Raw genomic sequence first — 11,959 nt, forward strand, 5'->3', positions numbered from 1 at the left:
AGAAAGGATGACGATGTCGATTACTGCTGAGCGCAAGGAAGCGCTGATCAAGGAACATGCCCGCGCCGAGGGCGACACCGGTTCCCCCGAAGTCCAGGTTGCGATCCTGTCGGAGCGCATTTCCAACCTGACCGAGCACTTCAAGGGCCACCACAAGGATAACCACAGCCGTCGCGGCCTGCTGATGCTGGTCAACAAGCGCCGCAGCCTGCTGGACTATCTGAAGGCGAAGGATGCGGGCCGCTACAGCGACCTGATCGCAAAGCTGGGACTTCGCAAGTAAGACCCGGACGAAGGGACGGCCCCCGCGCGGGGCCGTTTCTGATTCTGAAACATGGCGCTGGGCAATCCGGCACGGCGTTCATGATCTGGGGATGTTCCCCATCACCGTTCGGGCTGAGCGAAGTCGAAGCCCGCGGCCGAACGAAGTGAGGCCCTGTCTTCGCTTCGCTCAGACGAGCCCTTCGACAAGCTCAGGGCGAACGGAGGAGAGTTAGACGCTCTCCATTCATGGGCCATTGGTCCACTAAAGGCCCCGCCCGGCAATAGGGCCCGGCGGGCGTAAGGAAACCATATGTTTGATGTAAAGAAAGTCTCCATCGAGCTGGGCGGAAAGACCCTCACGCTCGAAACCGGTCGTATTGCCCGTCAGGCCGACGGTGCTGTGCTGGCCACCTATGGCGAGACCGTGGTGCTGTGCGCCGTGACCGCCGCCAAGTCAGTGAAGGAAGGGCAGGACTTCTTCCCGCTGACCGTCCACTATCAGGAAAAATATTCGGCCGCCGGACGCATTCCGGGCGGCTTCTTCAAGCGTGAGCGCGGCGCGACCGAGAAGGAGACGCTGGTCTCCCGCCTGATCGACCGTCCGGTTCGCCCGCTGTTCCCGGAAGGCTTCTACAACGAGATCAACGTGATCGCGCAGGTCCTGTCGTTCGACGGCGAGTCCGAGCCGGACATCGTTGCGATGATCGCCGCTTCCGCTGCGCTGACCATCTCCGGCGTGCCCTTCATGGGTCCGATCGGCGCGGCGCGCATCGGTTACAAGGATGGCGAGTATAGCCTGAACCCGTCGCTGGATGAGGTGAAGGAAGGCGAACTCGACCTGGTTGTCGCAGCCACCCATGACGCCGTGATGATGGTTGAATCCGAAGCCAAGGAGCTTTCGGAGGAAGTCATGCTGGGCGCTGTCGGCTTCGCGCATGACGCATGCAAGAAGGTCGTCGAGGCGATCATCAAGCTGGCTGAGAAGGCCGCCAAGGAGCCTTGGGAAATGGCCGCTCAGGCTGATCTGTCGGCCGCCAAGGACAAGCTGAAGAAGCTGATCGGCAAGGACATTGCCGCCGCTTACAAGCTGACCGACAAGTCCGCCCGTTCGAACGCCCTGAACGCCGCCCGCGCCAAGGCGAAGGAAGCCTTTGCCGATGCGACGCCGCAGGACCAGATGGCCGCGCAGAAGCTCGGCAAGAAGCTGGAAGCCGAAATTGTCCGTGGCGCGATCCTGAAGGACGGCAGCCGCATCGACGGCCGCACGACCACGCAGATCCGTCCGATCGAGGCGATGGTTGGCTTCCTGCCGCGCACCCATGGTTCGGCGCTGTTCACCCGTGGCGAGACGCAGTCGATCTGCACCACCACGCTGGGCACCAAGGACGCCGAGCAGATGATCGACGGCCTGACGGGCCTGCACTATGAAAACTTCATGCTGCACTACAACTTCCCGCCCTATTCGGTCGGTGAAGTCGGCCGCTTCGGCGCGCCGGGCCGCCGCGAAGTCGGTCATGGCAAGCTGGCGTGGCGCGCGCTGCATCCGGTGCTGCCGACCAAGGACGAGTTCCCTTACACGATCCGCGTCCTGTCCGACATCACGGAGTCCAACGGATCTTCCTCCATGGCGACCGTCTGCGGCGGTTCGCTGTCGATGATGGATGCCGGTGTGCCCCTGAAGCGTCCGGTCTCCGGCATCGCCATGGGCCTGATCCTGGAAGGCAAGGAATTCGCGATCCTGTCCGATATTCTGGGTGATGAAGATCATCTGGGCGACATGGACTTCAAGGTCGCCGGTACGTCCGAGGGCATCACCACGATGCAGATGGACATCAAGGTCGCCGGCATCACCGAGGAGATCATGCGCGTCGCCCTGAACCAGGCGAAGGAAGGCCGTGCGCATATTCTGGGCGAGATGGCCAAGGCGCTGGATCACACCCGCACCGAACTGTCGGCCCATGCCCCGCGCATCGAGACGCTGCAGATCGACAAGTCGAAGATCCGCGAAGTCATCGGCACCGGCGGCAAGGTCATCCGGGAGATCGTCGCGGAAACCGGCGCGAAGGTGGATATCGACGATGAAGGTCTGATCAAGATCAGCTCGTCCGACATCAACCAGATCGAAGCCGCCAAGAAGTGGATTCTCGGCATCGTCGAGGAAGCGGAAGTCGGCAAGATCTACAACGGCAAGGTCGTCAACATCGTCGACTTCGGCGCCTTCGTGAACTTCATGGGCGGCAAGGACGGCCTCGTCCACGTTTCCGAGATGCGCAACGAGCGCGTCGAGAAGCCGACCGACGTCTTGTCGGAAGGCCAGGAAGTGAAGGTCAAGGTGCTGGAGATCGATCCGCGCGGCAAGGTGCGTCTGTCGATGCGCGTTGTCGATCAGGAAACCGGCGAGGAGCTGGAGGACACCCGTCCGCCGCGCGAACCCCGCGAACCCCGTGGTGATCGCGGTCCGCGCCGTGAGGGTGGCGACCGTGGCGATCGTGGCCCCCGCCGCGACCGTGGACGTGACGGCGGTCGCGACCGTGGTCCCCGCCGCGAGCGTTCCGAAGGCAAGGATGACGGTGGCGACGCCGGTCTGCCGAGCTTCATCACGCAGGAAGATTGATCCGGCGTATAGCCGTCAATCTCTTGATCAAGGTTAAGGGGCCGGTTTCCGGCCCCTTTCTCTTTTTGTGGACTCCTTCCGCCGATACCGTCGACATGATAAGTTATGCGGTGGCCTTCGGGCAGAGCGATACGATCCGATGGCCATAAGGGTGGAGGACGGGATGGAGAAGATATTCTCCTCGCTCGATGCTGTGTCCGATGTGCCCGCTCTCTGGGATTTGCTTGTCGGCTTTTTCCAGCGGCAAGGAATAACGCGCATAGTCGCCGTCCACTTTCCGCCGGTGGGTTCCGCGGATCAGGACAGGGTCCGCATACTCGCCTTCGGGTTTCCCGAAGCCTGGATGGAGGATTACAGAGCCGGCCGTCATTTTCACGATCCGGTCAGGGCGCATGCGAAAATCCACCCGGTGGCGTTCCGCTGGTCGGACATCCGGTCCCTCCGCACGATCACGCCAGAGGAGGACCAGTTCCTTCGGGATTTCGGAAAAGTGCAGAAGGGGGACGGCGTTGCCATCCCGGTATTCGGACCCTATGGGCGGAACGGGTTCATCGGCCTGTCACTGCCTGCGGGCCTGAAGGCGATGCCGCCGGACATGATGAGACTGTGCAAGCTTGTCGCCCAATATGCCCATCAGCGCTATTGCGAGATCGTGGCGCCAGACCTGGATGTCCACCAGCCGCTTTCACCGCGTGAACTGGAGGTGCTTGGCTGGGTTGCGCGGGGCAAGAGCAATTCAGTGATCGCAGAGATCATCGGTGTTTCCAGCAATACCGTGGATACGCATCTGCGACGGATTTACGCGAAGCTGAATGTGACCGACCGGGTGTCCGCGGCGCTGGCCGGCCTTGGCCATGGACTGGTCAACCTACCCTGACAAAAAGTGTATGACAGCCGTATGTCACCCAATCGCGGGACATGTCATCGTTGTCATTACCTTCTAGGCGGTCCCGTAATGAAAAGGCCTTCCCCAAGAGGCCGCATAAAAACACATATCCGGATAATCGACGGAAAATGATGGGGCATGCGGCGAAGACCGCCGTGCCGGTTGTTTTTCGCCGGTGTTCGTCAGGGATGACGGGCTTTTCGGGTCGCAATGGAACGAATGTAATGACCAGCGATAACGTGGTGCGCCTGCCCGGTCAGGACGCCCCGGAATCTCCCGCTTCCCCGGCGGCGCGCGGCGATGGCATGGCAGCGGACAATCATGCGCTTGCCCTGCGGATGCATCGTTTCAGCCTGGATCGCGATGCGCAGTTTCAATCCGATGCCCTGCGCAATCCTGCCTGGGACATTCTCCTCTCCCTCTATGTAGCGCAGATGGAAAAGCTCGACGCGCCTTTCGCGACGCTCTGCGTCGCCAACCGGCTATCGTCCGATATGGGCGCTGCGGCGGTCAAGGCGCTTCACGCCCTCTCACTCGTCGCCTGGCGGGAGGGCGAACCCAACAGCCCTGTCGCGCTGACGCCACGCGGCGCGGCCCAGATGAACCAGTTCCTGCAGCGGGTCGCACTCTCTGCTTGAGGGCCTTTCGGGGCGCATGTTACCCCCACAACATGCGCCCCGGATCGTCGCTTTCATCCCCTTGCCGTAAAATATGGCGGTTTGATCCATGTTTATGGCGGGCGCGTAACGATGTGGTATAGCCGCCTCTCTAACAAGGCGGTGGCATGCACAGGAAGAATGAGCGGTTCGTTGAGCGGCTGCCGCTGATTCCGGAAAGGCCGGGATTGGCTTATGCCGTAACGACCCTATTGTGCATGGCGGCGCTGTTCGCGCGACTTGTGGTGGAAAATGTGTTGCCGACGGGTTTCCCGTTCGTCAGCTTCTTTCCCGCCGTCATCCTGTCCTCATTTCTGTTCGGCGTCGGGCCGGGAATTTATGCGTCGGTCATATGCGGTCTGATATCCTGGTACTTCTTCATTCCGCCAACGATGACATTCTCTCTGCAGGCCAACACCATCGTTGCGCTGATTTTCTACGCGGTCGTGTGTGCAACGGATATCGCCCTGGTCAACTGGATGCAGCGCGCCAATTACGGCCTGGCGGTTGAGCGGGAAAAAAGTCGCGCACTGGCCGAAAACCGGGAGATGCTGTTCCGCGAGTTGCAGCATCGTGTGTCGAACAACATTCAGGTGGTCGCCGCGCTCATCTCCCTCCAGCGCCGCAATGTCACGGACGAAGCGGCGCGCAAGGCGTTGGATGAGGCTTATGCGCGCCTCAACCTGATCGGAAAGATCGGCAGGGCCTTGTACGACCCGAACGGCCAGAGGCTGGGCGTCAGAAGCTTCATGGAGACGTTGACGGAGGACATATTGGAGGCCAGCGGCCGCCGTGATCTGGCCGTTCATCTGAACGTCGATGAGGAAATCACTTTCCATCCCGATACGGCCGTGCCGCTGGCATTGATCGTGGCGGAGGCGATCAGCAACGCGATCGAGCATGGTTTTCCGGGCAGCGATCGCGGCACCATCGCCGTCGATCTTCACAGGTCCGATGCGGGCAAGCTGGTCCTTGAGGTCGCGGACGACGGGAAGGGACTTCCAGCCGATTTCCAGCCGGAACGCGGCGGCAATCTGGGCCTGCGCATCGCAACGGCGCTGGCCCAGCAATTGGGCGGTGCTTTTTCCATGACGCCCGGCGCTCGTGGAGGGGCGCGGGCGATGCTGGAAATCCCCGCCTGACCCCGTTTTCGCCCTATGCCGTCATGACGTCCAATCCCGCTTGGCGGCGGGTGCAGGCTCCGCTATGACCCCCCGATGCACAAGATTCCGATGAAACCGTTTGTCTCCCTTGGTTGCGCGGCCGCCGCCCTTGCCCTGCTTGCCGGCTGCGCCACCAACAAGAACAAGGCGGACACGCAATATGTCGCGCGCGATGTCAGCACGCTGTATAATGCAGGCAAATACCGGCTTGATCGGCGTCAATATAAGCTGGCTGCGGCATTGTTCGACGAGGTGGAGCGGCAGCACCCCTATTCGCCCTGGGCGCGCCGGGCGCAGCTTATGTCCGCGTTCAGCTATTATATGAACCGCGATTACAACCAGGCGATCGCGGCGGCGCAGCGCTTCCTGTCGATCCATCCGGGCAACAGGGATGCGCCCTACGCTTATTATCTGATCTCGCTCTGCTATTATGAGCAGATCGCCGACGTGACCCGCGACCAGAAGATCACGCAGCAGGCCCTCGATTCGCTGGGCGAACTGATCCGCCGCTATCCCGACACCCGCTATGCGTCCGACGCGCGTTTGAAGGTCGATCTGGTCAATGATCACCTGGCGGGCAAGGAAATGGAGATTGGGCGTTTCCATCAGCGGCGCGGCCAGTGGCTGGCGGCGACGCTGCGGTTCCGCACCGTCATCGACAAATATCAGACCACGACCCACACGCCGGAGGCGCTGGAGCGGCTGGTCGAAAGCTATCTGGCGCTTGGCGTGCCGGAGGAAGCGCGCAAGGCGGCGGCTGTGCTGGGCGCCAATTATCGCGGCTCCAAATGGTATGAGCGGTCATACAAGCTGATCAGGGACCATGCGCCGACGGCGTGATTGCCCAATCCCGTCACCCCAGCAAAGGCTGGGGCCTCAGGCCTTCAGTCCTTCTGTATCGGCAAGAGACCCCAGCTTTCGCTGGGATGACGTTCGCGGGCTAAGGTCATGTTGACCAACCTTTCCATTCGCAATGTCGTGCTGATCGAGGCGCTGGATCTGGAATTCGGTCCGGGCTTGGGCGTGCTGACTGGTGAGACGGGGGCGGGCAAATCGATCCTGCTGGACTCCCTTGGGCTGGCGCTGGGCCAGCGCGCGGACAGCGGCCTAGTGCGGCAGGGCGAGGCGCAGGCCAGCGTCACGGCTACCTTTGCCGAACCGCCGGCGGATCATCCCGCGCGTGTGGCGCTGACCGGCAATGAGATCGATCTGGAACCCGGCGAGCCGCTGATCATCCGCAGGACATTGAAGGCGGACGGAGGGAGCCGCGCCTTCATCAACGACCAGCCCTGCTCAGCCGCCCTGTTGCGCGAAATCGGCGGCATGCTGGTGGAGATCCATGGCCAACATGATGACCGCGGGCTGCTCAATCCACGCGGGCATCGCGCATTGCTTGATATTTTCGGCAAATGCGACAGCGCGGTGGTTGGTGCGGCGCACACTGCCTGGCGCGCCGCCGAGGCCGCTTTGGCGCAGGCTCTTGCGGAAGTGGAGGGCGCGGCGCGGGACAGGGACTATCTGGATCATGCGGTCGGGGAACTGGCGGCGTTTGCGCCGGAACCGGGCGAGGAGGCCACGCTGGCCGGCGAACGAGCGGACATGCAGAAGGGTGCGCGCCTGACCGAGGATCTGTCGGCCCTGTCCGATCTGTTCGACGGGTCCGAAGGGGGCCTGGCCCGCTTGCGGCAGGCGGGTAGGCGGCTGGACCGGATCGCGGCCGAGCACCCCTTGCTGGCGGAAGCGCTGGCGGCGCTGGACCGCGCGGTGATCGAGGCGAGCGAGGCGGAGGAGAAGCTGGCGGCGGCGGGCGAGGCGCTGAGCTTCGATCCGGCCCGGCTGGATACGATTGAGACACGGCTGTTCGATCTGCGGGCGCTGGCGCGCAAGCATCAGGTGCAGCCCGATGATCTGGCGGCTCTGATGCAGGAAATGCGTGGAAAGCTGGAGCGAATTGACGCAGGCGAGGAGGGGTTGGCGGCGCTGGAGAATGATCTGGCTGCCAAGGCGGCCGCCTATTGCACAGCGGCGGCGGCATTGACGGAACAGCGGAAGGCGGCCGCCGCCCGGCTCGATGCGGCGGTCGCGGGCGAGCTCGCTCCCTTGAAGCTCGACGCCGCCCGCTTCCGCACATATGTCGAGGCGCTGGACGAGGCCGCATGGGGACCGCATGGCGCGGACCGGGTGGAGTTCGAGATTTCGACCAACCCCGGCGCGCCGTTCGCGCCGCTGGTGAAGATTGCTTCCGGTGGCGAACTGTCCCGTTTCATTCTGGCGCTGAAGGTGGCGCTGGCCGAGGAGGGCGGCGCGGATACGATGATCTTCGACGAGATCGACCGGGGCGTCGGCGGTGCGGTCGCCAGCGCGATCGGCGAACGGCTGGCCCGGCTGGCCCGGCATACCCAGCTCTTGGTCGTGACGCACAGCCCGCAGGTCGCGGCGCGGGGAGCAGGCCATATGCTGATCGCCAAGTCGAGCGAGGGCACAGTGACGCGCACCGGCGTTCACGCGCTAGATGACGGCGCGCGCCGGGAGGAGATCGCCCGGATGTTGTCCGGCGCGGAAATCACCGCCGAAGCGCGGGCGCAAGCGGGACGGTTGCTGGAGGGGGTGTGATTATTATTAGGGAGGGGCGTGATGAACATTTTCTGGACCCGGACGGAGAAGGATTGTCGATGACGCACGACCGACGTGAGATGCTGACCTTTGCGGCTTTTGGCTTAGCCGCCACCGTCCTGCCGCTTCCCGCCGGTGCTGCGGAAGAAACTCCGAAATTCGGGCTGATTGGGCAGATGCTCGCCAAGCCCGGTAAGCGGGACGAACTTATCGGCTATCTGAAGGAAGCGACGGGCGCGATGCCCGGCTGTCTGTCCTATGTCGTGGCGCTGGACACCGCCAATGCAGACGCCATCTGGATCACTGAGGTCTGGGACAGCCGGGAGAGTCATGCGGCTTCGCTGAAACTCCCCGCCGTGCGCGCCGCGATAGAGAAAGCCAGACCCATTATCGCAGGCTTTCCCCAGCATTTCGAGACGGTTCCCGTAGCCGGGATATAGGCCGAGGGCTGCTGCTTTCGCATGCGCGCAACAGGGGCTAAGGACTCCCGATGACCGACCCCGCCACCCTGTCCGAAGCCGATGCCGCCAACCGCCTGATGCGGCTGGCGAAGGAGATCGGCAAGCATAACAAGCTGTATCACGACAAGGACGCGCCGGAGATCAGCGATGCGGAGTATGACGCGCTGGTCCGCGAGAATAACGCGCTGGAGTCTGCGTTCCCACATCTGGTCCGGTCGGATTCTCCCAATGCGCAGGTGGGGGCAGAGCCGACATCCGCGCTGAAGAAGGTGCCCCATGCGGTCCGGATGATGAGCCTGGACAACGGCTTTTCGGATGAGGACATCGCCGAGTTCATCGCCCGTGTCCGCCGGTTCCTGAACCTGCCTGAAGATACGCCGGTCGCCCTGACGGCGGAGCCGAAGATCGATGGCCTGTCCTGTTCCCTGCGCTACGAGAAAGGCGCGCTTGTGCTGGCGGCGACGCGCGGCGACGGGATGACGGGTGAGGATGTGACGCCGAATGTACGAACCATTGGCGATATTCCCGGCACGTTGACGGGTGAAGGCATACCCGATGTGTTCGAGATACGCGGTGAGGTCTATATGGCGAAGGCGGATTTCGCCGCCCTCAACGCCCGGCTGCTGGCGGAGGCCGAGGATCCGGCCAAGGCGCGGCAGTTCGCCAACCCCCGCAACGCCGCCGCCGGGAGCCTGCGGCAGAAGGACCCGGCGATTACGGCCAACCGCCCGTTACGCTTTCTCGCCCATGGCTGGGGCGAGCATAGCGCGGTTCCGGCGGATACGCAGATTGGCGTGATGCGCGCCATCGGCGGCTGGGGCGTACCTGTGTCGGAGCGTCTGACCTGCGTCGATACGCTGGAGGCGCTGATCGCCCATTACCGCCGGATCGAGGCGGAGCGGGCGGACATGCCCTTCGATATTGACGGCGTGGTCTACAAGGTGGACCGGCTCGACTGGCAGCAGCGGCTGGGCTTTGTCGCCAAGTCGCCGCGCTGGGCGATCGCACATAAATTCCCGGCGGAGCGGGCGCAGACGACGCTGGAGGCCATCGACATCCAGGTTGGCCGGACGGGCAAGCTGACGCCGGTCGGGCGGCTGACCCCGGTGACGGTGGGCGGCGTGGTGGTATCCAACGTGACGCTTCACAATGCCGACGAGATCGCGCGGCTGGGCGTGCGGTCGGGAGACCGGATCGTCGTGCAGCGCGCGGGCGACGTGATCCCGCAAGTGGTGGAGAATTTGACGCGGGAGGAACCGCGTGACGCTTTCGTCTATCCCGACCACTGCCCCGTCTGCGGATCGGAAGCGGTGCGCGAGGAAGGGGAAGTCGACATCCGGTGCACCGGCGGGTTGATCTGCGGCGCACAGCGGTTCGAGCGGCTGCGGCATTTCGTCAGCCGGGGGGCGCTGGACATTGAGGGGCTGGGCGAAAAAACGATCCAGGAATTTCTCGACCTCGGCTGGATCAAGGAGCCGGCCGATATTTTCCGGCTGAAGGCGCATCGCGACGATCTTCTCAGCCGTGAGGGGTGGCAGGAGAAGTCGGTCGATAATCTGCTGGCGGCGATCGAGGCGAAACGGGAACCGGATGCGGCCCGGCTGCTGTTCGGTCTTGGCATCCGTCATGTGGGGGCGGTGACGGCGCGGGATTTGCTGAAAGCGTTTATTACTTTGCCCAAGCTGCGTGAAGTCGCTGAGAGAGCTAATGCTCCCGATGATGATACCAACTTAGTTTTTGAAGCTGCTTTCGATCTTTTCGCGATCGATGGGATTGGAAAGGCAGTGGTGACATCTCTAGGTAATTTCTTCCACGAACCGCACAATATCGAGGCGTGGGAGGATCTGCTCTCCGAGGTATCGCCGCCCGACTATATCGTCGAGACGCGGGCCAGCAGCGTGTCGGGCAAGACGGTTGTGTTCACCGGCAAGCTGGAGACGATGAGCCGCGACGAGGCAAAGGCGCAGGCGGAATCGCTCGGCGCGAAGGCGGCCGGGTCCGTCAGCGCCAAGACCGATCTTGTCGTCGCGGGACCGGGCGCGGGCAGCAAGCTCAAGCAGGCGGCGGCTCTAGGCATCGAGGTCATCGACGAGGCCGCCTGGGCGGAGATCGTTCGGGGCGCCTAGAAACGCGCGTCTAAACCGCCTGCGCTATGTGCTGGATATCGATCGGCATCGGGCCGGGCGACTGCGCGAAACGCTTCATCCGCAGCCTTATCCGGTACCATTTCTTGAGGTCTGGCCAATTCTCCGCGTCGCGCGCGCGACGAATGCTTTCCTCGACCAGAAATTCCGCCTTTCGCGAAAAGCTGTAGGTAGACGGCCCCGCAATCTGTGCGGCATCATAATGTGCGGCGTACATGGATATGCTCCTGACACATCCCCGCTCATTCAATGATGATCAGTCAGATCAGTTCCATTTTTTCTTTTATTAACAAGAATTTAACTATATTTCTTTTGCTGGGGTTGGAAACCAGCGCATCACGCCCGATGCAGTTGGCGTCCAGACGCCGATACGGACGCCGATCGCGCGCAGCTTTGCTCCTGTCCATTCATTGCAGGTCGTAACCGCACTGTATCGGCCGCGGCCGGGATAAAAGACATCATCGGCGGCATAGCCCCGGATCGCTGCGCCAGGTGCGAAATCGGATTCCAGCAGCCTGGTTAGTCTGAGATATTGATATTCCGTCAGAAGAATGGGGCGCAAGTCAGGGCCGTTCCAGACGCGCCGGATATGATCGACATGCACGAGCGTCCGGTCGCTGCCGATCATCGCGCGAAGGGCCGTGCCGATCCTGACGTCCGACCAGCGCGGCGTGTTCAGGTAAAAGTCCCGCTGGCCCCAGCCAAAGATCAGCCAGCTTCCGGCCCGGCGCGGATCGGGCAGATCGCTCGCCCGGATGCGGCCGCGCCAATCGTGGAGCGGGTTGACGGCGGGCAGGACCAGGCCGGTATGGACGCCATTGGTATAGACATAGATGGTGACGCCGGAGCGAGGCGGGACCCAGCCGCGATTGGCCGGGATGATGGGACCGGCGAGGACGGCGAGTAGGATCAGCAGGGGAAGGGCAATGAAGGCAATGCCTGCCCTCAGCCATCGACTATGCGGCCAAAGCATAGTGTCCAGTATATCTTTCGGACTGGAGCTTGTCGAAGCTCAGACAAGTTTACGGCGAGAGAAAAGGGGGGAGGCGGGCAAAGAAGCGGGATCCCGGATCAGGTCCGGGATGACGAATATGGGTGTGCGAAGGCCGGTATGATAACGGAAAACCGTTGCATTGCAGCATCGTCACAAACTGCCTT

General features: G+C 62.7%; 11 protein-coding genes. 9 read left to right on the forward strand and 2 right to left on the reverse strand.

Annotated features, from left to right (window positions below; genetic code table 11):
- Nucleotides 1–13: 13 nt before the first annotated feature.
- The 9 genes from rpsO (at nt 14) to ligA (ending at nt 10,783) form a co-directional block, all read left to right on the forward strand.
- The gene (rpsO, locus tag KFK14_RS06275; RefSeq protein WP_070151803.1) at nt 14–283 is read left to right on the forward strand and encodes a 30S ribosomal protein S15; all 270 of its coding nucleotides are present in this window, start codon (nt 14–16) and stop codon (nt 281–283) included.
- A gap of 291 nt (nt 284–574) precedes the next feature.
- Nucleotides 575–2,878 (forward strand): polyribonucleotide nucleotidyltransferase, encoded by a 2,304-nt coding sequence (gene pnp, locus KFK14_RS06280; protein ID WP_212610267.1) that lies wholly within the window; start codon nt 575–577, stop codon nt 2,876–2,878.
- A 163-nt stretch (nt 2,879–3,041) separates the two neighbouring features.
- Nucleotides 3,042–3,755 carry a helix-turn-helix transcriptional regulator gene (locus tag KFK14_RS06285; RefSeq protein ID WP_212610268.1) on the forward strand — a complete coding sequence of 238 codons (714 nt, stop codon included), beginning with the start codon at nt 3,042–3,044 and terminating at the stop codon, nt 3,753–3,755.
- Between the two features lie 233 nt (nt 3,756–3,988).
- Nucleotides 3,989–4,402, forward strand: coding sequence for a hypothetical protein (locus KFK14_RS06290; protein ID WP_212610269.1), 414 nt, complete (start codon nt 3,989–3,991; stop codon nt 4,400–4,402).
- Nucleotides 4,403–4,548: 146 nt separating this feature from the next.
- Complete coding sequence (locus tag KFK14_RS06295; protein WP_212610270.1) at nt 4,549–5,562, forward strand: sensor histidine kinase; 1,014 nt, start codon at nt 4,549–4,551, stop codon at nt 5,560–5,562.
- 75 nt (nt 5,563–5,637) lie between these two features.
- Nucleotides 5,638–6,423, forward strand: a complete 786-nt coding sequence (locus KFK14_RS06300) for an outer membrane protein assembly factor BamD (protein ID WP_212610271.1) — start codon at nt 5,638–5,640, stop codon at nt 6,421–6,423.
- Between the two features lie 108 nt (nt 6,424–6,531).
- Complete coding sequence (gene recN, locus KFK14_RS06305) at nt 6,532–8,196, forward strand: DNA repair protein RecN (RefSeq protein WP_212610272.1); 1,665 nt, start codon at nt 6,532–6,534, stop codon at nt 8,194–8,196.
- A 59-nt stretch (nt 8,197–8,255) separates the two neighbouring features.
- The gene (locus tag KFK14_RS06310) at nt 8,256–8,636 is read left to right on the forward strand and encodes a putative quinol monooxygenase (RefSeq protein WP_212610273.1); all 381 of its coding nucleotides are present in this window, start codon (nt 8,256–8,258) and stop codon (nt 8,634–8,636) included.
- Between the two features lie 50 nt (nt 8,637–8,686).
- Nucleotides 8,687–10,783: an NAD-dependent DNA ligase LigA gene (gene ligA / locus KFK14_RS06315; protein WP_212610274.1), complete on the forward strand. Its 2,097-nt coding sequence runs from the start codon at nt 8,687–8,689 to the stop codon at nt 10,781–10,783.
- A gap of 10 nt (nt 10,784–10,793) precedes the next feature.
- Here ligA and KFK14_RS06320 read toward each other — a convergent pair whose 3' ends face one another.
- Both KFK14_RS06320 and KFK14_RS06325 read right to left on the reverse strand, forming a co-directional pair.
- Nucleotides 10,794–11,018, reverse strand: coding sequence for a hypothetical protein (locus KFK14_RS06320; RefSeq protein WP_212610275.1), 225 nt, complete (start codon nt 11,016–11,018; stop codon nt 10,794–10,796).
- Between the two features lie 84 nt (nt 11,019–11,102).
- On the reverse strand, nt 11,103–11,774 hold the full coding sequence (locus tag KFK14_RS06325; protein WP_212610276.1) for a TIGR02117 family protein: 672 nt from the start codon (nt 11,772–11,774) through the stop codon (nt 11,103–11,105).
- Between the last annotated feature and the right edge of the window lie 185 nt (nt 11,775–11,959).

The organism is Sphingobium phenoxybenzoativorans (genome assembly GCF_018286635.1).
In the GTDB taxonomy this organism is placed as follows: domain Bacteria; phylum Pseudomonadota; class Alphaproteobacteria; order Sphingomonadales; family Sphingomonadaceae; genus Sphingobium; species Sphingobium phenoxybenzoativorans.